This window comes from Streptomyces sp. NPDC014864 (genome assembly GCF_043081525.1).
Taxonomy (GTDB): Bacteria; Actinomycetota; Actinomycetes; order Streptomycetales; family Streptomycetaceae; genus Streptomyces.
Genome location: NZ_JBIBWT010000007.1, coordinates 182,262 through 203,312 on the forward strand (window position 1 = coordinate 182,262; position 21,051 = coordinate 203,312).

The window sequence follows — 21,051 nt, forward strand, 5'->3', positions numbered from 1 at the left end:
TGACAGGCGGGGCGCCGAACGGAGGCAAGATTGAATGACGATCTGAAGAAGATCAGCTGACGGAACGATAAAGGCGTCACGCCACTTGGCCGACCGCCCAACCAGGCGTTCTGAAGGCCGAGTCGGCGATTTCGCGGCCAACCGGGACGATCTTGCTCAGCCCGGGAAGGTCAATCGTACATGACGGTTCGGATTGTCCCTGTCGGTGTCCAGCAGCGTCCGTCAGGACGGCCCCTGGCGCAGCCGCGAGGTGACTCGCCGTCGGCGGGCCGTGGGGGATCGAGGGTGTCGAAGCCGTGCTCAGTACGCCGCATGGGCTGCTGGAAGTTCACGTACCACCCGTCGAAGGTGTTGCCCTTCCAACGGGGCCACACCGCGTAGGCGGCAGCCGACCGCTGGATCTGGAGGACTCCGTCGGACTGCCAGAAGGGGTCGAGTTCGCTCCAGGGATGGGGGCCCCATCTGAACTCGCCGGTGCCGAAGGTCAGCGGGGTCCCCTCGGCCAGGTAGACGGCCAGCAGATCGCCTTCGTCGGCGACCACGCGTACCGGGTAGAGCAGCCATTCCCGGCCGTCCAGCATCTCGCGTCGTGCGATGACCTGTCCTGGGGTGAATCTCGCCTGCATGCGCCGACATTACCCTCCCCGGATCATCGTTGCGCTCCCCCCTCCGATCGGCCGCCGGCCTGCTCATTTACCCCGCGTCCGGGCGTAGTTGTCCTTCCTCGGCGTGATGGAGTACGTTGCCGTGGGCCTTCGGCCCCCAGGACATGTCGGGAAGTCCCCGCCGGCCTCGCGGAGTCGGGGCGGACGACGGGACTTCCCCGACAGGCCCCAGGGCGCCCTGTCCCGGCCGCACCACGGACAGGGACGGAGACAGCCGCCCGATCTCGCCGGGGCGCCGCCCCCTCCCGGCTCTCGCCCGCCCGTGACGCGGGCTCGCGGCGGGGATCGCCGGCTGCCCGGCGGGCCGGTGCGACCCGCCGCTGACCACGGTGCCGCCCGGCCCCGTATCCGCCTTCCTGCGAACCCTGAGTGGAGAAGCGAGTCGAATGCCCACCGAGCAGCAGTCGCCTACGATGCGTGAGGTACTCCGGAGCCTTGACGTGTTCTCGGGGGAGTTGCCCGACTTCCGTCCCGAGGTCGCACCCGACACGCCGCAGGAGCTGTTCACCGCGTGGCTGACGGAGGCCGTCGCAGCGGGCGTGCGGGAACCGCACGCCATGACGCTGTCGACCGTGGGGCAGGACGGCACGCCCTCCGCCCGGGTGCTGTTGCTGAAGGACGTCGGTGCGGGGGGCTGGAGCTTCGCCGCCCACGCGGCAAGCCCCAAGGGACGGGACCTGGCGGGCACGCCCGCGGCGGCGCTCACGTTCTACTGGCCGCTGCAGGCCCGGCAGGTGCGGTTGTGCGGCCCGGTCGCACCCGAGAGTCCGGAGGACAGCGCCCAGGACTTCCTCGCCCGGTCCCTGGGCTCCCGCGCCGAGGCACTCGTGGGCAGGCAGAGCCGCCCGCTCGACGACCCGGGGAGCGTTGTGGCAGCGACCGAGGAGTCGCTCGCCCGTCTGGAGCGTGAGCCGGATCTCGTCGCCGCGGAGTGGACCCTGTACACCCTGAGCCCGCGCAGCGTCGAGTTCTGGCAGGGCGACAAGCAGCGCAAGCACACCCGGCTCGCCTACCTGCGCTCCGGCGACGGATGGACCAAGCAGCTGCTGTGGCCCTGACCCGCGTGCGGCCGTCCACGAGCAACTCGCCCTCGCTGTGCCGGTGCAGCCGGGCGGGCTGCCCGCGCCGCCCGGCCGACATACGGCTGTTCCCGCCCGGTCACCGCCCGGGTCCGGCGGGGCGGCGCTCCGCTGCCTCCTGCGGTCGCGCCACCAGCAGGCAGCGGGGGCACCAGGGCCGTGGATTCCTGAGCGGCACTCGATTCATCTGACACGCCATCCGACCGTCTCTGTGCGCGCCGAAAGCGTCGCTCTCCCTGGCATCCGCCCTCGTTCCGCAGTCGTGAGTGGCGGGCCGGACGTACGCCACCACCCAGGCCATAAGGCCGGCGTCGCCACCTGACGGAAATTCGTGACAGTCTCCGCCAGTTCTCCATGGGAGAGCTGCGGATTGCCCGGAGAACTGACCGAAAACGTAGGCCAACGATTGTCGCCTCTGTAGTTGAATCCGGTGAGAAATCCTTCCTCCAGGTTCGCGGTCCTCGGGTCGCGGACGTCCAGGACGACCGATGGGGATCACGAGGTCCGGACAGCCGTTGACCTGCGTAAATGGGTCGGCGTAAGTCGACTTGTGCGCCCCGGAACCATCTGAGCTTGTTCAAGGGCAGCAGGAAAACCCTTCCCGGTACCCGCAAACCCCCTCTCCATGGCCCGCGTTCCGGCGCTTTCGGCGGCATCCGTTCCCGAACAGATGCAGAGTTCGCTTCCCGTGTGCCGTGATGCTCCTCCCGTGCACTGTTGTGGTGATCTGATTGCTGTCCCTAGGGTGACTTACCGAATTGGCCGTCCGCGGGTCCGGAACCGTGGTGAAAGCGTGCCGATTCGAGCAGGTGCCTGTGCCAACTTTTCATTCAGGCGACTGACACGGCGACAGCTGATGTCGTCGTGGACGAAAGGATGTGCGGCCATGACGTACGAGCGCCCGACCCTCACCAAGGCCGGCGGATTCCGCAAGACGACCGGGCTGGCGGGGGGTACCGCCAAGGACCTCACCGGCGGTCACCAGCTCATCTGACCTCGAGGCGACCGGGGCCCTTCTCTCGCCCCCGCGGCGTGAGGTGACCGGGCCCGTCCATGTCGGCGGAGGGCGGTCATCGACTGTCCTCCGCCGCTTCACCCCGCTCCTTCCCGCACCGGCGGACGCACCATCGACCGGAGGTACGTGAGTCCATGAACAGCCCTGCGTCACTCGCTCTGGTGCCCGCTTGGTTCGTGGTACTGCCCGATACCGACGCAGCGGCATCCGTAGCGGCAAGGGCCCTCCCGCACGCCACCGAGAGCCACACGCATGCCTCAGGCCGGCCGTGGTTGATGGGACGTTGGCATCCAGGGGAGCTGACGGTCGGCGAGTGCCGCGGAGTGCGTCTCGCGGTGTCGGGTGAGCACGCCGTCTCCCCCGAGGAAGCGGCCCGTGCGGCGGCCGCGGCCAACGATCTGGGCTCCCTCGACCGCTTCGCCCGTTCCTGGCACGGCAGCTACCACCTACTGGCCAGTCTGCACGGTCGGGTACGTGCTCAGGGCACGGTCACCGGTGTCCGCTCTCTGTTCCATGGCGGGGCGCACTCGGCGCACCTGGCGGCCGACCGGGCGGATGTCCTGGCCGACCTGATCGGGGCACCCCTCGACGAGGGTCGGCTTGCCCTCCAGATGCTCAGTCTGGGCGTGCTCCACCCGCTGTCCGCGCGACCCGTGTGGCGCGGGGTGGAGGCACTGCCCGGCCACGACTACCTGGTCCTGGAACGCGACGGCCACGCACAGCGGAAGCGTTGGTGGTGGTTGCCGCGTCGCGAGGTGCCGTTGGCCGAGGGCGCCGCGAGACTGCGGGACGAACTGCACCGAGCAGTCGAGATCCGTGTCCGGGACCGGGATGTGGTCTCAGCCGATCTGGGCGGTCTGGATTCGACCGCCGTGGTGTGCACCGCGGTGGGCGCCGGCGCCAAGGTCGTCGCCTACACCGCGGCGACCCACGACCCTCGCGGCGATGACGTCCACTGGGCTCGTCGCACGGTCGAGGACCTCCCATCGGTCGACGGCGCCGTGGGGCGCCTCGAGCACCACATCGTTCCGGCCGAGGACTTTCCGCTCACCTTCGACGGCGTGAACACGCTGACCGACGTACTGGACGCTCCGTCGCTGTACGCCGTGGACCGCAACCGGCGCATGAGCCTTCTCGACCTTGCGGCGGACCGGGGATCCACCGTCCACCTGAGCGGTTTCGGTGGTGACGAGCTGCTTGCGGGCGCCTCCGCCCGCATTCACGACCTGCTGCTGCGCCACCCGCGCACCGCTGTCCACCACGCCCGCGGATACCTGGCCAAGTACCGCTGGTCGCGGCGGCGAGCCGCACGGCAACTGCTGGACCGGCGCTCCTACGGGGCGTGGCTGGAGCAGATCGCGACGGACCTGACCGGCCCGCTGCCCTCGCTGGAGGAACCGCTGTTCCAGTGGTGCGCGCCGGCCAGGATGCCGCCGTGGGCCACCACGGACGCCGTCGACGCGGTGCGCGCACTCATCCGGCAGGAGGCTGTCGGGGCGCGGCCCCTGGGTCCGGGGCACGGGGAGCACCGCGAACTGGCCACCATGCAGGCGGTGTCCCGGTTCGCGCGGCACCTCAACCAGATGACGCGTCAGCGCGGCCTCCTCTTCGCCTCACCCTTCTACGACGACCGTGTGGTGGAAACCGGCCTGGCGGTGCGGCCGGAGGAGCGAGTGACTCCGTGGCGGTACAAGCCGCTCGTCGTGGAGGCCATGCGCGGCGTCGTCCCCGAGGCCAGCCGCACCCGCGCCACGAAGGCCAACGCCACACTGGAGGAGGAGGTCGGGCTGCGGCGGCACCGTGAAGCGCTGCTCGCCCTCTGCGAGGACTCCCGGCTGGCCGAACTGGGCCTGATCGACGCGCGGGCGTGGCGAGCCTGGTGCTCCGGTCCTGTGTCGGCGGAACTGGAGAACGTACTCCTTCATCCGACCGTCGGCTGTGAGGTGTGGCTGCGCACGCGGGAGGCGCTGCACCGTCGCTCGGACGGCTGACGCGTCAGCGGCCGTACGCCACCGATCTCGTGCCCTTCCCCGGCCCGGACGCCACCGACCGGCACCGCTGTGGCACACCCGACAACCCCCTGCCACCACCGACGAACGTCCCTCGCTACGGAGGTCTTCCGATGAACCTGGAGTTGCGCGGCGGCATCCTGATGGCCGAGACCGAGTACGGCCTGGCCCTGCTGGACGAGAACAGCGGCGAGTACTGGACCCTCAATCCCACCGCCGCCGTGGTCCTGGAAACGCTGCTGGCGGGCCGGGGCACGGAAGAGGCTGTGCATGCTCTGACCGAGCGGTACGACGTCAACGACGGCCTCGCCCAGCAGGATGTCGACCGCATCCTCTCGGAACTGCGATCGGCCGGGCTCATCAGCGGGCGCTGACAGGCGGAGTGGCCGGCGGCCCGAGAAGCCGGAGCACTCCCCTCACGACTTCCGCACACGCAGAGTCCGAACACGCAGAGAGGAATGGCCATGTCGACGCCCGAAGCGGTCCCCTACCGGCCTCGTTCCGTACCGCTGCCGACCCGGTTGGCGGCCCGTCTCGCCGTGTGTTGCGCCCACCTGCTGGCGACTCAGCCACCCGCCCGCATACGCAGCGTGCTGCGGCAGGTGCGCCGTGGCGCACGTCCGGCCTCGGTGGCACAGACCGCGGCTGCCCTGGACACCGTCCTGGCCGTGAGCCTGATGGCCGGTGGCCGCAAGGGATGCCTGCCCAGGTCGCTGGCGACCGTCCTGCTGTGCCGGATGCGCGGCCAGTGGCCCACCTGGTGCGTGGGTGTGCGCAAGCAGCCGCCGTTCGCCGCGCACGCCTGGGTGGAGGCGGATTCACAACCGGTCGGCGAGGACTGCCCCGCCGATTACTTCCAGCGTTTCCTCGCGGTCGACTGACCCATGGCCGGACAGCTGCCCGCCACCACGCGCCCCGGCACCGGGACGACAGCCCGGACCACGCCGCCCGTCCCCGTAGACGGGGCCAGGGCCGCAGTGCCGGTCACGATCGCCGGGGGCGAAGGCGCCGCCTCCCCCAGGGGCGTCCTCAGGGCCCCCTCCGGCTACCGGGCCCTGGCGACCCTGCTGCGGCCCCACCGCCGCGCCGGCCTGGCCGGGGCACTGCTCGGACTGATCGGCAGCGCCCTCGGCCTGGCCCAGCCCCTGGCCGCCAAGCGGTTGATCGACAACCTGGGCACGGGACGCACGCCCATCGGTCCGGTGGTGTTCCTGACCGTGCTCCTGCTCGGCGCCGCGGCCTTCTCCGCCCTGGGTCAGTACGTCCTGCACCGCACCGCCGAGTTCGTCGTGTGTTCCGCCCGCCGGCGGATCACCGGGCGCCTGCTCCGGTTGCCGGTGCCCGAGCTGGACCGGCACGAACCGGGTGACCTGATCTCCCGTGCCACCTCCGACACCATGCTGCTGCGTCAGGCCGCCACCCAGTCCGCGGCACCCGCCGTCACAGGCGTCGTCGTACTGGTCATGACGCTGGTGCTGATGGGCCTCGTCGACCTGGTCCTGCTCTCCGTCGCGCTGACCGTCATGGTGTTCCTGGGAGCGGTCGTAGGGGCTGCGGCGCCCGCCATCGGACGGGCCACCCGGCAGGCGCAGGAGTCGGTCGGCGAGATCGGTGCGGCTCTGGAGCGGGCCCTCGGGGCGGTGCGCGCGGTCAAGGCCGCCGGAGCCGAGCGGCGGGAGTCGGCCGCGCTGGACCACATGGCGGAGGACGCCCGTCGCACCGGCGTGCGCGCCGCCGGCTGGCAGGCGCTGTCGGCGGCCGCCTCCGGCGTGGCCGGGCAGGCGTCCTTCCTGGCGGTGCTCGGTGTGGGCGGTGCCCGCGTCGCCTCCGGGACGATCAGCGTGTCCACCCTGGTCGCCTTCCTGCTGTATCTGTTCGCGCTGGCCCCGAGGATCAGCCAGCTCGTCGAGGCCGTGGGGCAGCTCCAGGTCGGCGCGGCCGCCGCGCGGCGTATCGAGGCGGTTCAGCACATGGACGTGGAGACCCCCGAACCGTCTGTCCCCGGCACATCGCCCACCAGCGCCGGCGAGGCCGCGCGGCGGCCTCGCCGGCCGGCAGCCACCGTGCGCTTCGAGCAGGTGGGCTTCCGTTATCGGCCCGGGCTGCCCGCCGTCCATCACAGCGTCTCCTTCACCGTGCCCGCCCGAGGGCTGACGGCCCTCGTGGGCCCCTCCGGTGCGGGCAAGACCACCATCTTTTCCCTGCTCGAACGTTTCTACGACCCGGACACCGGTCGCATCTTCCTGGACGGGCTCGACCTGAAACAGTGGCCCCTGGCCGAACTGCGCGCAGCGATCGGTTACGTCGAGCAGGACGCGCCCGTCCTGTCCGGCACACTGCGCGAGAATCTGACCCTTGGCGCACCGCACACCCCGGACGACGCCCTTCACGAGACGCTGCGCCGCGCCCGGCTGGATTCTGTGGTCGCCCGTCTTCCGCAGGGGCTGGACACCCTGGTCGGCCACCGGGGCAGCCGGCTGTCCGGAGGTGAACGCCAGCGCGTGGCGATCGCCCGTGCTCTCCTGCGCCGCCCTCGGCTACTCCTCCTGGACGAGGCCACGTCGCAGTTGGACGCCGACAACGAAGCGGCGCTGCGGGAGACCGTGGCGGAGGCGGCACGGGACATCACGGTGCTCGTGGTGGCGCACCGGCTGTCCACGGTCACCACCGCTGACCGCATCATCGTCATGGAGGCGGGCCGGGTCCGGGCCGTGGGCAACCATGCGGAACTGCTCGAGACCGATTGCCTCTATCGCGACCTGGCCACGAGTCAGATGCTCACCGCCGGGCCGACGCCCGCCACCCCGGTGACGTCCGGTGCCTCGTCACGCCATCGGCCGTCGGCTGGGGGCGGCTCGGTGTCGAAGAGCGCGGGCTGAGGCGGGCCCGGCTTCGGGGACGGAGGGCCGTCGAGGGCGGTGGGCGCGCGCTGCGGCGACTGCACCGGCGCGGCGGGCCGCGTTGGCGTCGTGCGCCGCGTCGCTCCGGTCCGACGTTGCGGAGAAGGCGGCCGTCGGCCAGGCGGCGCGGTCGGCGCGGTCGGCGCGCAGACAGTCGAGGTCCGCCTGGCAGGCTGCGAGCACGGCGTCCCGCAGCGCGGGTCGGGGGTGCGGGTCCAGCTGGTGGTAGGCGCTGCCCTCCTCGGCGCGTTCCGCGGACGGCTGTGGACAACCGGGGACTCCCTGGTTTCCGGTGAGTAACATGCTCGCTCCAAGGCACCTTCTCATCTCTTTCACGGAGCATTCATGGCACCAAACCACGGACCGAACGGTGCGCGTCTCATAGCCTTTCGTTCGGCGCTCTGTCTGGCCGGTACAGCTGGGCTCGCCGGCACCACGGCCAAAAGCCTCGCGGGGCCCGGTCCCGCCGAGTTCTGGATCTACTTCACCGTCCAGAGCAATCTGTTCCTCAGCGTGTTCTTCGCGGCGCTGGTGGTGCGTCCGTTGCGGGGCACGGATACCGAAGGGGCCTTCCTGGCATCGGTCAAGGGCGCGGTCACTCTCTACATCGTGATCACCGGCACCGTCTTCAACCTGCTGCTCGCCAATCCGGCCAGCCCCTTCTACCAGCAGCAGAAGGAGTCGCACTACACCTGGGACAGCGTGCTGCTGCACGTGGTCACACCGCTGATGGCCCTGCTGGACTGGCTGTTCTTCGGCCCGAGGGGTGCCCTGCGTCCGCGGCACGCAGCGCTGTGGCTCGCCTATCCACTGGCCTATCTGGTCTTCGCGCTGGTCAGGGGCATTGTGGTGACCAGCGGTACGCGCTACCCGTACCCCTTCCTCGACGTCGCCGGTTCCGGATACGGGCAGGTGAGCGTCAACTGCCTCCTGCTGGCGTCCGCCTTCTACCTGCTGGGTCTCGGGCTCGTCGCCCTCGACCGCCGCTTCACGCCGCGCGCCGCCCCCGCGCTCACCGTCAATCAACGGCCGGAGCCGGAAGAGGCCTCGTCGGCGGGCGCGCGGGCGTGAAACGCCCGCACTCGCAGCCCCGGCTTGCAGAGCGAACCGTTCGGCGTGGCCGGACGTCCCGCCCAGAGTTCCGCGGTACCGCCGAGGAACGAGAGCCGGACCTGACGGTTCGTCGAGATCGGCCTCGCCGATCTCGCGCCCCTCGGCCCTCGCCTTCCGGACCTTGGCGACGGCCGTCAGGAGGCCGCTCCGCCGGGTCCTCGTCACGGACCCGGCGGGGCGCGGAGCGTCACACGCCGGGGATGCCCCGGGCAGCGAATGCCTGGCGGACCGCTTCGGCCTCGTGAACGCCGTACATGTCCTGGGCGGTGGCGATCGTCTTCAGCGCCGCGTCCTTGAAGCTGGTGTCAGGCGCGAAGCCGAACTGGGCGTTGACGATGATCCGGTCCGCGGTGCGCGCCCCCAGTGTTGTGCGGATGTCGAAAAGGGCGCGGGACCAGATCTCCCCGTCCGCGTGCACCTCCCCAACCTTGTCCGCGTAGGTCTTGTCGCCGTCCACCCTGCGCAGACAGTGCGGCGTACGGGACGTGTAGCTGACGGAGTCCCAGTCGGCGACGCAGGCGAGATCGGTGCGGCGCGGCCAGCCGTACTTCGCGTCGGCGTGGTCGCCCACGGAGACGGCCAGGTAGTCGCCGAACGCCTCCCCGATGGAGCCGGCCTCCTCGGACGTGCCGAAGCCGGGGACCTGGGCATTGTGCACGGCGTGGCCGTACTCGTGGACGATCACCTCGGCGTCCTCGGCGTCGTCCACACCACCCTTGCCGAAGCGGATCTCGGCCTTCTTGTCGGTGAAGAAGCTGTTGTCAGCGCCCCACTGGTTGATGCGCACCGGCTGCTGCCGCGCGTTGGCGGCGGGCAGTTCGCTGCCGAAGCCGAGGCTCTGCAGGTACTCCTGCGCCTCGTTGACCCAGAAGTAGGCCATTACCTGCTCGAACTGGTCGCTGCTGCGGTCGTAGACGTAAGCGCCGTCGACCGCGCGCGCCGCGGAGCCGGTCTCGGACCGGATGCTCACCCACCTGCCGCTCAAGGCTCCGCTGCCGTCGAGGTTGCGCAGCGCCGCAGTGGCGTAGGCCGACGGCGGCACGGCGCCGGCCGCGTCCCTGTCGTCGGTCAGGCCCTGGTCACCGGTCGCCTGCACCGGGTTGACCATGAAGACCCGGGCCGAGGGGTCCTGTGCGGCCGAGGCGGGAGACTGCGGTCCGAGAGCGGCGACCGCCGCCAGGACGCCGATCGAGGCCTCGAGCAGCCGGCGGTTGATGCGATGGGGCATGGTCTTCCTCCAGAACCCGAGGGGGGTGGCGTCGCGCCGCGGCAGTCTGCCCCATCCGGATCCTGCTTGACCAGTGCATGGACGCCCTCTGCGCGACACCCCGGCCCTCTACCCGCCCCCTCGGACGACTGAGCGCCCACACCACGAGAAGGGACATGACCCGCCACTTTTGGTCGGCCGGATATCAGCCCTGCGGTCGTGGCCGCTCGCGCTACCCGAGGAACGACAAGCGGACCTGACGGTGTGGATTATCGACATTCGTGTCCACCAGGCAGACCGACTGCCAAGTCCCCAGCTCCAGCCGTCCGCTGACCACCGGGATCGTCGCGTGCGGCGGAACGAGCGCCGGGAGGACGTGGTCACGGCCGTGTCCCGGGCTGCCGTGCCGGTGCTGCCAGCGGTCGTCGGCGGGGAGGAGGGTGTGCAGGGCGGCGAGCAGGTCGTCGTCGCTGCCGGCGCCCGTCTCGATGACGGCGATGCCGGCGGTCGCGTGCGGCACGAACAGGTTGAGCAGGCCGTCGCGCCCGGCGGCGGCCTCCCGCAGGAAGGCCTCGCAGTCACGGGTCAGGTCGACGACGGACTCGCTGGAGCCGGAGACGACGTTGAGCACTCGGGTGGTGAAGACATCGGACATGCCCCCATCCTGACCCCTGAGCCGGCTTTCACACGCGCATGACCCCTCCGTGGTGTCCCTCCCGTGCGCACGCGCCGTTCCGTTGTGTCCTCCGTGCGCACGCGCTCTCGCGGTGTCTTGTGTTCCGGCCTCGCCGGTCTTCCCGTAGCACCGGGAAGATCCGCCATCGCCGGGAAGGAGTGCCACCGGCGGGAAGATCCGCGTCCCCGGCGCGGTTGGCAGAGGCCTGAACGATGCGCGCGAGGTCGAGGTGGTCGTCGTAGGCGCCGGCCAGGCCGGGCTCTCCAGCGCCTATCATCTGCGGCGCGCCGGATACGAGCCGGGGCGCGGCTTCGTGGTGCTCGACCACTCCCCCGCCGCCGGTGGCGCCTGGCAGTTCCGCTGGCCGTCGCTGACGTACGGCAAGGTGCACGGGATGCACGCGCTGCCGGGCATGGAGCTGACGGACGCCGATCCCGCGCGGCCCTCGTCCGCGGTCGTCGGAGAGTACTTCGCCGCCTACGAACGCCGCTTCGATCTGCGGGTGCGCCGGCCGGTGGACGTGCGGGCCGTCCGGGAGGGTTCCGGCGGGCGGCTGCTCGTCGCCACCTCGGTCGGCGCGTGGCGGGCGCGGGCGCTGATCAACGCCACCGGCACCTGGGACCGGCCCTTCTGGCCGCGCTGTCCGGGGCAGGAGACCTTCCGCGGGCGGCAGTTGCACACCGCGCAGTACTCCGGGCCGGAGGAGTTCGCGGGGCTGCGGGTGGTCGTGGTGGGCGGGGGCGCGTCCGGGACCCAGCACCTGCTGGAGATCGCGCCGGTCGCGGCCGCCACCACCTGGGTGACGCGACGGCCCCCGGTCTTCCGGGAGGGCCCGTTCGACGAGAACGCGGGCCGGGCCGCGGTCGCGCTCGTCGACGAACGGGTGCGGCAGGGGCTGCCGCCCACGAGCGTGGTCTCGGTCACCGGGCTGCCCCTCAACGAGGCCGTCCGGCAGGGTCTGGCGGACGGGGTCCTGGACCGGCGGCCGATGTTCGACCGGATCACTCCGGACGGCGTGGAGTGGGGGGACGGGCGGCACGTGGACGCCGATGTCATCCTGTGGGCGACCGGATTCCGGGCCGCCCTCGGCCACCTGGCGCCGCTGGGGCTGCGCGAGCCGGGAGGCGGAATCCGTGTCCACGGCACCCGCGTGGTCGCCGATCCGCGCGTCCACCTCGTCGGCTACGACCCGTCGGCCAGCACCGTCGGCGCCAACCGGGCCGGCCGCGCCGCCGTCCGGGACATCGGGCGCCTGCCTGCGTCGCCCCCGACGGCCGCCGCCTGAGCCACCGCCGTCAGCACGGTCGCCTCAGCACGTCGGCTCCAGCCGCGCGTCCCTGCGGACCAGCGCCGCGTAACGCCCGTCGAACTCCAGCAGTTCCTCGTGCGTGCCGCGCTCGGCCACGCGCCCCGAGTCCAGGACCACGATCTGGTCGGCGCCCCGGACGGTGGACAGGCGGTGCGCGATGGTCAGCGTGGTCCGGTTGGCCGACAGTGCGTCGATGGCCTCCTGCACGGCGGCCTCGGTACGCGTGTCCAGCGCGCTGGTGGCCTCGTCGAGGATCAGCACCGGCGGGTCGCGCAGGATGGTGCGCGCGATGGCCAGGCGCTGCTTCTCTCCGCCGGAGAAGCGGTGGCCGCGCTCGCCGACGATCGTGTCGTACCCGTCGGGCAGGGCCGCGATGTGGTCGTGGATCTGGGCCGCCCTCGCGGCCGCCCGCAGTTCCTCGTCGGTGGCGTCAGGCTTGGCGAAGCGGAGGTTGTCGGCGACCGAGGCGTGGAAGAGGTACGTCTCCTGGGACACGACGCCGACGGCACGGGCGAGGGTGTCGAAGTCGAGGTCGCGGACGTCGGTCCCGTCGAGGGTGACCCGGCCGCCCGTCACGTCGTACAACCGGGGCACCAGGTAGCCGAGGGTGGACTTGCCGGCTCCGGTCGGGCCGACGATCGCGAGGCTGCTGCCCGCCGGGACGGTGACGTCGACGCCGTCGAGGACGGGGCCGCTCTTGTCGTCGTAGTGGAAGGCGACGGTCTCGAAGCGGACCTCGCCCTTGACGCGGTCGAGGTGGATCGGCGCCTCGCGCTCGGTGATGTCGATCGGCAGGTCCAGGTACTCGAAGATGCGCTGGAAGAGCGCGAGCGAGGTCTGGATCTGGACGCCGGTCGACAGCAGGCCGACGGTCGGCCGGAAGAGGCCCTGCTGGAGCGAGACGAAGGCGACGATCGTGCCGATGGAGACCTGGGGGCCGCCGAGCCCGAGGGTGACGCCGGCGGTCCAGTAGATGACGGCGGGCATGGCGGCCATGACGATCGTGATCACGGCCATGCGCCAGCGCCCGGCCATGTTCGACCTCACCTCAAGGTCCACCAGCCGCTCGGACTCCTCGGCGAAGGAGGCGGTCAGCGAGTCCGAGCGGCCCATCGTCCGGCCGAGCAGGATGCCGCTGACGGAGAGCGACTCGGTGACCGTGGCGGCCATGGCGGCCATCTGCTTCTGGCGCTCGGTGGTGATCTTCTTGCGCTCGTTGCCGACGCGGCGGCTGATCCACACGAAGACCGGCAGCAGGAGCAGCGAGACGACGGTCAGCCGCCAGTCGAGGGCGACCATCGCGACGATGGTGGCGACCACGCTGGTGAGGTTGGAGACCAGCGAGGTGGCGGTGGAGGTGACGGTGGCCTGCATCCCGCCGATGTCGTTGGCGATGCGCGACTGCACCTCGCCCGTGCGGGTGCGGGTGAAGAAGGCGAGCGACATGCGCTGGAGGCGGCCGTAGACGGCGGTGCGCAGGTCGTGCATGACGCGCTGGCCGACGGTCGTCGAGATGAGGGTCTGCAGGACGCCGAAGACGCTGGAGAGGACGGCGCTGAGGATCATGCCGAGGGCGAGCAGGCTCAGCAGGCCGGTGCGGCCCTGCGGGATCGCGACGTCGAGCGTCGCCTTCAGCAGGAATGGCGTGGCGACCGAGACCAGGGACGAGGCGCCGACCAGCAGGCCGACGACCGCGAGGCGGCCGCGGTAGGGGCGGAACAGGGCGAGGATCCGGCGGACCTGCCGGGGCTGGTCCTTGGCGTCGGCAGGTGGTGTCCAGGAGGGTTGACGGTCGGGGTGCATGGGCTCCTACGGAGGTGGGCGGGCGCCGGCGCGGACGTGACCGGCGACGACTGACGGATCATAACTCATTGTTACCTATACTCACAATGAACGGCATCCTGATATTGTTCCCGCATGAGCACCCCCGACGCCGACGGACTTCTCGCCGAGCAGTTGCTGCGGCTCACCCGTCGGGTGCACCGCATCCAGAAGCACCATCTGGAGCAGCACGACCTGGGCATCACGCCGGCCCAGTCCCGGCTGTTGCGCACCCTCGCGCACTTCGGCGAGCCGCCCCGCATGGCGGATCTCGCCGCCGCCCTGGAGGTCGTGCCCCGCGCGGTGACCACGCTCGTGGACGGGCTGGAGGCCGGCGGCAAGGTGCGCCGGGCCCCCGACCCGGCCAACCGACGGGTGATCCGCATCGAACTCACGGACGACGGCCGCAGGGCGCTGCGCGAGCTGCGCGGCGCGCGCCGAGCGGCCGCCAAGGAGATCCTCGCTCCCCTGACGGACGATCAGCGTCAGGCTCTCGGCTCGCTGCTGGACACCTTGGTGGGCGCGGGGCCCGAGTCCGGGGCGCGTCACCCCTGAGCCGGGGCCCCGGCCCGTGCGGCCCGTTCAGCAGCCGCTGCGGTCCTCCGTCAGCACCCCCTGCACGGTGGTGAGCGTGCGGTCGTAGCACCCGCCCGAACCGTACAGCCGGTAGCGCTCGCCCGTCGTGCCGACGGCGTGCCGCCGGTCGCGCGGCACGTTCAGCGTGTACGCCGCGTCGCCCGTGTAGGTGTCGTCCAGCCGCGACCAGCCGAGGCGCCGGCCGTTCCGCGCCTCGACGACCGATGCCCGGTCGCCCAGGGTGAGCACCGTGCGCAGCCGGTCGTCGGCGGAGACGATCGTGGTGCCGTTCATGGTGTAGGTGCGGCGGGTGTGTGTCGACGTGGCCGGGCCGGCGTGCCCTGCGACGGTGACGGTCTCGTCGTCGGTCCAGGTGGCGTCGAGCCCGTCGGTGTCCTCCCCGTCGGTCCAGCGGTGCGTGGAGGTGTCGGCCAGGCGGCGGCTGACCGTGGTGGTCACGCGGCCGTGCGAGGTGTCGACGTACCCGGCGACGGTCAGCCGGTGGCGGCCCTCGGTGTCCACCCGGTGCGGCGATCCGGGTGTGTACGTCGAGGAGTCGGCCAGGTCGCCCGCCCGGTCGGCGGTGAGGCGTCCGGTGACCCGGGTGCTGCGTGCGTCCTGCCACACCAGCACGTTCACGGGGGTGCTCCAGCCGGACTGCCCCTGCGGCACTCCGGTGACGGAGACCTCGACGCGGTGCGGACGGCCGTCGTCGAGGAGTCCGACGAAGGGCGTGAGGTCGTACTCGATCGGTTTGACGTCGAAGGCGCGCGGCCCGGGGACGACGTACCAGAGGAAGGGGTTGGACCAGCCGCCCGTCCAGACGGTGGGGAACGGTGCGGCGATTCCGGCGAGGCGGCCGTCCACGGTGATCTGCACCTCCCGGTAGGGCCCGCGGTCCGCCTGGCAGGAGTACGGCGCCTGCCGCGGTACCGCGAGATACCAGAACTCCTCGCAACCGCCGCCGGATCCGGTGGCGTACACCTCGGCGACGACGCGTTCGCTGTTGCGCGGGGTGGTGAGCGTCGTCCCGTCGGCGAGGGTGAGGACACGGTCGGGGGCCGTGGCGGACCGGAAGTGCCGGCCGGCGGCGTAGAAGGTGAGGGTGACCCTGACGTCGATGACTCCGGTGTACGTGTCGTCGACAACGTTGCCGATGAGCATCTCGACGTCCTGGGCGCGACGGAAGGTGTCGCTGTAGCGCATGACGTCCTTCTCGACCGACCACTCGATGCCCTCGGGCGAGGGCTCCGGCGTGGAGGTGCGCAGGATCTCGACGCCGCCGACGCGCAGGTATCCGAGCCGGTCGAACTGCCGCCCCCTGACCTTGCCGTCCAGTCGCAGCACCACCTTGCTCCAGCGGTGGCCGCACCCGTTCGGCGGGGCGTAGGTGCCCCGGTAGGGTGTGAAGTCGCGGAACCGCGCCTCGGCGAGGGTGATCCGGCAGGACTTCCCCGAGGGCGTCGTGACGGGCGGAGCCGCGGTGACGGGGTCGTGCCAGTCGGTACCGAACTCGTCCGGTGGCCCGGCGGGTTGGCCGACGGCGCCGGGCATTCGGGCGGAGCCGTCCGCCGGCCGGGCGGGGCTCGCGCCGAGCAGGGTGCCCGCGAGGAGGGTCGCTCCGACAAGCATGGACATGACTATGCGATGTCTCATGGCCGGTGTTTCTACGGGGACTTGGCCGCCACCGCAATGACGCGTCGTACCGGTGCCCCCCGGACCGGCCACCGCCGTCCCGCGTTCGGGCCTTGGTCACGCGGTACGGCCCGGGGCGACCGTCAGGCCGCGAGGTTCGCCCGGTCGCCCATCACCATCACGGGCCGGTCCTGCGGGTCGAGCCTGCGCAGCAGATACGTCATCGCGGACTCGGGGACGCTCACGCAACCCAACGTGCCGTCTCCGTGGTCCAGATGCAGCCAGATGCCCCCGCCCTTCGCCTGCCCCAGGGGGCGGGTCCCGTCGTCCGGACGGGTGCCCGGCAGCCGGTTGTAGTCGATCGCGATGACGTAGTCGAAGTCGTGCCAGTGCGCCTCGTCCCAGTAGTAGGGAGATGCGAAGGCCTCGTCGTCCTGGGTGTACGGCAGCAGGGCACCCGGGTCGTCGCGGAGACCGCCGGCGTCGGAGAGCGTGAACACGCCGACCGGACTGCGCTCGTCGCCCTCGTGGTGGTCGATGGTCCAGCCCCGCTTGCCGTTGTGCGCGGGCCAGTCGGCCACGCGCTCCCAGTCGCTCCCGTGCTTCTCGTACAGGACGAGCGTGGAGTCCGGGGAGTCGCCGTGCTCGCCGTAGACCGCCACGACCTGGCGGGTGCCGGCCGGGACCTGCCGCCACAGCCGGTCGCCGACCCCCGGAACGCGGGGCGGTTCCACCTGGCTGGGCCGGGGGCTCCCGTCCATGCCGACGGGTCCGGGAACAGCGCCGGCCCGAGGGGCCACCGTCGGCGGGCCGCCGCACGCGGCCAGAACCGCCAGCAGGAAACCGCAGGTCGCCGCCGCGACCGTCGCACGCCTTGTACCACGCCTCTCCATGATCCCATGGTGGCACCGGGTTCCGGACGAACCACTTGGGATTGGGCCAAACAGTCTCATCCACTGTCATGTGGCGCACAGGGTCCCCGACTTGCGGCCGTCCCCGGACCGTTGCCCAGTTCCACCACGCAGTTCTCGGCAGGGACGCGGAACCAGCCGGTTCCGTTCCCCGGGCGTGGAAAACCGTTTGCCTCCGACCACGCTGCGACGCGACCCTGTCACGGCTTGTTCCCTCCTCCCTCCTTCTCCCCCCGCCCCTCGACACGAGTTGACACGAGCCACTGGGACGTCATGCGAATCCAAGACCTTCCATATCCCGACCCCGGTGTGCCGGACGCACGCTCGGGTCCCCGATTCCTGTGGTGGCTCGGACGGAACCAGCTGGGCGGCCAGCTGACGGCGCTGGCCTGGGGGCTGCTGCACTTCGTCTCGGTCTCCGCCCTCCCGTTCTGCGTGGGCCTCGCCGTCCAGGCGGTCGTCGAGCGCTCCGGCGCACAGCTCGCCCTGGCGGGCGGCCTGATGGCGCTGTGCTGCGCCGGCAACGCGCTCGGCGACACCTTCCTGCACCGTGCCGCGGTCACCAACTGGATCACCGCCGCCGCCCGTGTCCAGCAACTGCTGGCCCGCAAGGCCGCCCATCTCGGCGCGGCCCTCACCCGACGGGTCGCCGCCGGTGAGGTCGTGGCCGTCTCCACGGGCGACGTCGAGAAGATCGGCTGGTTCGTGGAAGCCGCCTCCCGGTTCACCGCGGCGGCGGTCACCCTCGTACTGGTCTGCGCCGGACTGCTGGTCTACCAGCCGGCGCTCGGGGTGGTCGTCGCCGTCGGCCTGCCGGTGCTGGCGCTCGCGGTGCTGCCGCTGCTGCCCCGGGCCACCCGCCGTGCCGACCTCCAGCGCGAGAAGGCCGGCCGCGCCACCGAACTCGCTTCCGACACGGTCGCCGGTCTGCGGGTGCTGCGCGGCATCGGCGGCGAGGAACTGTTCCTCGACCGCTACCGCCGCGCCTCCCAGGACGTCCGGCACGCGGCCGTGCGCAGCGCCCGCATGTGGTCCCTGATCTCCGCGATCCAGGTACTGCTGCCGGGTCTGCTGCTGATCGCGGTCGTCTGGCACGGCGTGCACCTGGCCCGCGCGGGCCGGATCACGGTCGGGGAACTGGTCACCGTCTACAGCTCGGTCATGGTGCTCACCTATCCGCTGCGGCACTTCGAGGAGATCGCCATGGCGTACTCCTTCTCCCGTCCGTCGGCCACCCGGGCGGCCCGGGTGCTGTCGCTGGAGCGGGCCACGGACACCGCCGGGACCCGCGCGGCCGACGCTCCCGGGGGCGATCTGTACGACCCGGTGACAGGGCTGCTGGCACCCGCCGGACGCCTGACCGCCGTGGTGTGCGGCGACCCGGACACGGCGGGCCGGCTGGCCGAACGGCTGGGCGGCCACCCGCCCGAACCCGATGCCTCGGTCCTGCTCGGCGGCGTACCGCTCGACGAACTCCCCATCGACTCCGCGCGCGCGGCGGTGCTGGTCCAGGACAAGGAACCGGTGCTGCTGTCCGGCTCGCTGCGCGACCTGCTCGACGTGCCCCGCTCGGGCGGGGTCGATGCCCAGGAGGCACTGACGGCCGCACAGTGCGGGGACGTCCTGGAGGCGCTCGCGCAGGCGTCGCTGGGTGCCGAGGACCCGATGGACGTACGGATCACCGAGCGGGGCAGGTCCCTCTCCGGCGGCCAGCGCCAGCGTCTCGCCCTGGCCCGGTCCCTGATCACCGACCCCGAGGTGCTCGTCCTCGACGAGCCGACCTCCGCCGTCGACTCCCACACCGAGGCGCGGATCGCCGAGGGGGTGCGCAGCCTGAGGGCCGGGCGCACCACGGTGGTGTTCACCTCGTCCCCTCTCGTCCTGGACCTCGCGGACCGGGTGGTGCTGGTGCACGACGGCGAGGTCACGGCGGTCGGCGCACACCGCGAGCTCCTGCACTCCGAGCCGCGGTACCGGGCGGTGGTCACCCGGGAGACCGACGAGGAACGCGCCGGGAGCGCGGCGGGCCGCCCGGACCCTCCCGGGGACGGCGGAGGCGCACCGCGCGGCGACCGGGACACCCCGCACCACGCGTTGCGGAACCGCGAAGACGCTCTGCGCGGCGTCTTGCGGAACGACGGCGCCCTGCGCGGCGCACTGGAAGAGATCGAGGAAACCGCATGATCGGCGTGGTGCCCCCGGCGTACGACCCGGCGGCCCCGACGACGGCGAACACCCTGCCCGTCGGTGCCCCCGCGACCGTGCGCGCCTACGTGGTCGAACTGTTCCGCCGTCACCGGCGCGCCTTCCTGCTCCTCGTCACCGTCAACACGGTGGCCGTGCTCGCCTCCATGGCGGGCCCGTGGCTGCTGGGCGGCCTGGTCGAACGGGTGGCCGACGGCTCTCGCGAGCTGCGGCTCGGGCTGACGACCACGCTCTTCGTGCTGGCCCTGCTCGCGCAGGCCGCGTTCGTCCGCGAGGTACGGCTGCGCGGCGCGATGCTCGGCGAGCGGATGCTGGCCGACCTGCGCGAGGACTTCCTCGTACGCTCGGTCGGTCTGCCGCCGGGTGTCCTGGAACGAGCCGGCACCGGGGACCTGCTGTCCCGCATCACCACGGACATCGACCGGCTCGCCAACGCGATGCGCGAGGCCGTGCCGCAGCTGGCGATCGGTGTGGTGTGGGCCGCTCTGCTGCTCGGCGGCCTGGTGGTCACGGCGCCGCCGCTCGCCGCCGCCGTGCTGCTCGCCCTGCCGCTGCTGGTGATCGGCTGCCGCTGGTACTTCCGGCGCGCGCCGTCCGGCTACCGCTCGGAGGCCGCCGGATACGCGGCCGTGGCGGCGGCCTTCGCCGAGACGGTCGACGCCGGGCGGACCGTGGAGGCGCACCGCCTGGGCGACCGCCGCGTCGCGCTGTCGGAGCGCCGGATCAGGGAGTGGACGGCGTGGGAGCGCTACACGCTCTGGCTGCGGTCGGTGCTCTTCCCCGTCATCAACGTCACGCATGTGACCGTGCTCGGCTCCGTGCTCATGGTGGGCGGCGTCTTCGTCCTGCGGGGCTGGATCGGGGTCGGCCAGCTGACGACGGGCGCGCTCATCGCGCAGATGCTCGTCGACCCGGTGGGTCTGATCCTGCGCTGGTACGACGAGCTGCAGGTCGCCCAGGTGTCGCTGGCCCGGCTGGTCGGGGTGCGGGACATCGAGCCGGAGGCGGGCGACGCCTCGCTGGGCCCCGACGGACGGGACGTGCACGCGGACCGGGTGCACTTCGGCTACCGCGAGGGCGTCGACGTGCTGCGCGAGGTGTCCCTGAAGGTCGCGCCGGGCACCCGGCTGGCGCTGGTCGGCCCCTCTGGCGCGGGCAAGTCCACGCTGGGCCGGCTGCTGGCCGGTATCTACGCGCCCCGGGACGGCCGGATCACGCTCGGCGGCGCCGAGCTCGCCCGGATGCCCGCCGAACAGGTCCGCTCCCACGTCGCCCTGGTGAACCAGGAGCACCACGTCTTCGTCGGTTCTCTTCGCGACAACCTGCTGCTCGCCCTGCCACCGTCCCGGCTTCCCTCCCACGGGACCTCCACCGCCGTCGACACCCCGAGTGGAGAGGCCTCGCACCACGTGGCCTCGAAGGGACGGGCCGCAGGCGACGCCACCGGCGCCCCGCGCGGGGGCGCCTCCCACGACGCCGTCGACGCCGAGCTGTGGGCGGCGCTGGGCGCGGTCGACGCCGACGGCTGGGCCCGCGCGCTCGCCGAGGGTCTGGACACCGAGGTCGGCTCGGGCGGTGTCGCGCTCACCCCGGCACAGGCCCAGCAGATCGCCCTGGCCCGTCTCGTGCTCGCCGATCCGCACACGCTGGTCCTGGACGAGGCGACCTCGCTCCTCGATCCGCGGGCGGCGCGCCACCTGGAGCGGTCCCTGGCGCGCGTCCTCGACGGCCGTACCGTCGTCGCCATCGCCCACCGGCTCCACACGGCCCACGACGCGGACGTCATCGCCGTCGTCGAGAACGGCCGCATCAGTGAGCTGGGCCGCCACGACGAGCTCGTCGAGGCAGGGGGCGCCTACGCGGCCCTGTGGAGGTCGTGGCACGGGTGAGAGGGAACGAGCGCGGCCCCGGCCGGGGGCGGGGCGGGTGA

At 72.0% G+C, this 21,051-nt stretch carries 17 protein-coding genes; 11 read left to right on the forward strand and 6 right to left on the reverse strand.

The window, feature by feature from the left end; genetic code table 11:
- Positions 1–170: 170 nt before the first annotated feature.
- Positions 171–626: a hypothetical protein gene (locus ACF1A5_RS15115; RefSeq protein WP_392193290.1), complete on the reverse strand. Its 456-nt coding sequence runs from the start codon at positions 624–626 to the stop codon at positions 171–173.
- A 452-nt stretch (positions 627–1,078) separates the two neighbouring features.
- On the opposite strand from ACF1A5_RS15115, the gene ACF1A5_RS15120 reads away from it, so the two are divergent.
- The 7 genes from ACF1A5_RS15120 (at position 1,079) to ACF1A5_RS15150 (ending at position 8,739) form a co-directional block, all read left to right on the forward strand.
- The gene (locus ACF1A5_RS15120; RefSeq protein WP_392193291.1) at positions 1,079–1,723 is read left to right on the forward strand and encodes a pyridoxal 5'-phosphate synthase; all 645 of its coding nucleotides are present in this window, start codon (positions 1,079–1,081) and stop codon (positions 1,721–1,723) included.
- 907 nt (positions 1,724–2,630) lie between these two features.
- Complete coding sequence (locus ACF1A5_RS15125; RefSeq protein ID WP_116152784.1) at positions 2,631–2,738, forward strand: keywimysin-related RiPP; 108 nt, start codon at positions 2,631–2,633, stop codon at positions 2,736–2,738.
- A gap of 356 nt (positions 2,739–3,094) precedes the next feature.
- Positions 3,095–4,750, forward strand: coding sequence for an asparagine synthase-related protein (locus ACF1A5_RS15130; protein WP_392193292.1), 1,656 nt, complete (start codon positions 3,095–3,097; stop codon positions 4,748–4,750).
- Between the two features lie 131 nt (positions 4,751–4,881).
- Complete coding sequence (locus ACF1A5_RS15135; RefSeq protein ID WP_392193293.1) at positions 4,882–5,142, forward strand: lasso peptide biosynthesis PqqD family chaperone; 261 nt, start codon at positions 4,882–4,884, stop codon at positions 5,140–5,142.
- Between the two features lie 90 nt (positions 5,143–5,232).
- A complete protein-coding gene (locus tag ACF1A5_RS15140; protein WP_392193294.1) occupies positions 5,233–5,649 on the forward strand; it encodes a lasso peptide biosynthesis B2 protein in 417 nt (138 codons plus the stop codon).
- A 3-nt stretch (positions 5,650–5,652) separates the two neighbouring features.
- Positions 5,653–7,647 carry an ABC transporter ATP-binding protein gene (locus ACF1A5_RS15145; RefSeq protein ID WP_392193295.1) on the forward strand — a complete coding sequence of 665 codons (1,995 nt, stop codon included), beginning with the start codon at positions 5,653–5,655 and terminating at the stop codon, positions 7,645–7,647.
- 366 nt (positions 7,648–8,013) lie between these two features.
- Positions 8,014–8,739: a Pr6Pr family membrane protein gene (locus ACF1A5_RS15150; RefSeq protein WP_392193296.1), complete on the forward strand. Its 726-nt coding sequence runs from the start codon at positions 8,014–8,016 to the stop codon at positions 8,737–8,739.
- Positions 8,740–8,968: 229 nt separating this feature from the next.
- On the opposite strand, the gene ACF1A5_RS15155 is transcribed toward ACF1A5_RS15150, so the two are convergent.
- Complete coding sequence (locus ACF1A5_RS15155) at positions 8,969–10,009, reverse strand: M4 family metallopeptidase (RefSeq protein ID WP_392193297.1); 1,041 nt, start codon at positions 10,007–10,009, stop codon at positions 8,969–8,971.
- A 211-nt stretch (positions 10,010–10,220) separates the two neighbouring features.
- Positions 10,221–10,643, reverse strand: coding sequence for a secondary thiamine-phosphate synthase enzyme YjbQ (locus ACF1A5_RS15160; protein ID WP_392193298.1), 423 nt, complete (start codon positions 10,641–10,643; stop codon positions 10,221–10,223).
- Between the two features lie 226 nt (positions 10,644–10,869).
- Between ACF1A5_RS15160 and ACF1A5_RS15165 the strand changes: the two genes are divergently transcribed.
- The gene (locus ACF1A5_RS15165; protein ID WP_392193487.1) at positions 10,870–11,949 is read left to right on the forward strand and encodes an NAD(P)-binding domain-containing protein; all 1,080 of its coding nucleotides are present in this window, start codon (positions 10,870–10,872) and stop codon (positions 11,947–11,949) included.
- Positions 11,950–11,973: 24 nt separating this feature from the next.
- On the opposite strand, the gene ACF1A5_RS15170 is transcribed toward ACF1A5_RS15165, so the two are convergent.
- On the reverse strand, positions 11,974–13,776 hold the full coding sequence (locus tag ACF1A5_RS15170; RefSeq protein WP_392193299.1) for an ABC transporter ATP-binding protein: 1,803 nt from the start codon (positions 13,774–13,776) through the stop codon (positions 11,974–11,976).
- A gap of 114 nt (positions 13,777–13,890) precedes the next feature.
- Here ACF1A5_RS15170 and ACF1A5_RS15175 point away from each other — a divergent pair, with 114 nt between their 5' ends.
- Complete coding sequence (locus ACF1A5_RS15175) at positions 13,891–14,349, forward strand: MarR family winged helix-turn-helix transcriptional regulator (RefSeq protein ID WP_392193300.1); 459 nt, start codon at positions 13,891–13,893, stop codon at positions 14,347–14,349.
- A 27-nt stretch (positions 14,350–14,376) separates the two neighbouring features.
- Here ACF1A5_RS15175 and ACF1A5_RS15180 read toward each other — a convergent pair whose 3' ends face one another.
- The gene (locus tag ACF1A5_RS15180; RefSeq protein WP_392193301.1) at positions 14,377–16,026 is read right to left on the reverse strand and encodes a peptide-N4-asparagine amidase; all 1,650 of its coding nucleotides are present in this window, start codon (positions 16,024–16,026) and stop codon (positions 14,377–14,379) included.
- Between the two features lie 122 nt (positions 16,027–16,148).
- Positions 16,149–16,898, reverse strand: a complete 750-nt coding sequence (locus ACF1A5_RS15185) for a L,D-transpeptidase family protein (protein WP_392193302.1) — start codon at positions 16,896–16,898, stop codon at positions 16,149–16,151.
- Positions 16,899–17,189: 291 nt separating this feature from the next.
- Here ACF1A5_RS15185 and ACF1A5_RS15190 point away from each other — a divergent pair, with 291 nt between their 5' ends.
- A complete protein-coding gene (locus ACF1A5_RS15190) occupies positions 17,190–19,100 on the forward strand; it encodes an ABC transporter ATP-binding protein (RefSeq protein ID WP_392193303.1) in 1,911 nt (636 codons plus the stop codon).
- Positions 19,097–21,010, forward strand: a complete 1,914-nt coding sequence (locus tag ACF1A5_RS15195; protein WP_392193304.1) for an ABC transporter ATP-binding protein — start codon at positions 19,097–19,099, stop codon at positions 21,008–21,010. The genes ACF1A5_RS15190 and ACF1A5_RS15195 overlap by 4 nt, the downstream gene beginning before the upstream one ends.
- Positions 21,011–21,051 lie beyond the last annotated feature (41 nt).

Excerpts from the sequence above, each read along its gene's own strand:
- ACF1A5_RS15115 (WP_392193290.1), bottom strand. The coding sequence starts at position 626 with ATGCAGGCGAGATTCACCCCAGGACAGGTCATCGCACGACGCGAGATG.
- ACF1A5_RS15120 (WP_392193291.1), top strand. The coding sequence starts at position 1,079 with ATGCGTGAGGTACTCCGGAGCCTTGACGTGTTCTCGGGGGAGTTGCCC.
- ACF1A5_RS15125 (WP_116152784.1), top strand. The coding sequence starts at position 2,631 with ATGACGTACGAGCGCCCGACCCTCACCAAGGCCGGCGGATTCCGCAAG.
- ACF1A5_RS15135 (WP_392193293.1), top strand. The coding sequence starts at position 4,882 with ATGAACCTGGAGTTGCGCGGCGGCATCCTGATGGCCGAGACCGAGTAC.
- ACF1A5_RS15140 (WP_392193294.1), top strand. The coding sequence starts at position 5,233 with ATGTCGACGCCCGAAGCGGTCCCCTACCGGCCTCGTTCCGTACCGCTG.
- ACF1A5_RS15145 (WP_392193295.1), top strand. The coding sequence starts at position 5,653 with ATGGCCGGACAGCTGCCCGCCACCACGCGCCCCGGCACCGGGACGACA.
- ACF1A5_RS15150 (WP_392193296.1), top strand. The coding sequence starts at position 8,014 with ATGGCACCAAACCACGGACCGAACGGTGCGCGTCTCATAGCCTTTCGT.
- ACF1A5_RS15155 (WP_392193297.1), bottom strand. The coding sequence starts at position 10,009 with ATGCCCCATCGCATCAACCGCCGGCTGCTCGAGGCCTCGATCGGCGTC.
- ACF1A5_RS15160 (WP_392193298.1), bottom strand. The coding sequence starts at position 10,643 with ATGTCCGATGTCTTCACCACCCGAGTGCTCAACGTCGTCTCCGGCTCC.
- ACF1A5_RS15170 (WP_392193299.1), bottom strand. The coding sequence starts at position 13,776 with ATGCACCCCGACCGTCAACCCTCCTGGACACCACCTGCCGACGCCAAG.
- ACF1A5_RS15175 (WP_392193300.1), top strand. The coding sequence starts at position 13,891 with ATGAGCACCCCCGACGCCGACGGACTTCTCGCCGAGCAGTTGCTGCGG.
- ACF1A5_RS15180 (WP_392193301.1), bottom strand. The coding sequence starts at position 16,026 with ATGAGACATCGCATAGTCATGTCCATGCTTGTCGGAGCGACCCTCCTC.
- ACF1A5_RS15185 (WP_392193302.1), bottom strand. The coding sequence starts at position 16,898 with ATGGAGAGGCGTGGTACAAGGCGTGCGACGGTCGCGGCGGCGACCTGC.
- ACF1A5_RS15190 (WP_392193303.1), top strand. The coding sequence starts at position 17,190 with ATGCGAATCCAAGACCTTCCATATCCCGACCCCGGTGTGCCGGACGCA.
- ACF1A5_RS15195 (WP_392193304.1), top strand. The coding sequence starts at position 19,097 with ATGATCGGCGTGGTGCCCCCGGCGTACGACCCGGCGGCCCCGACGACG.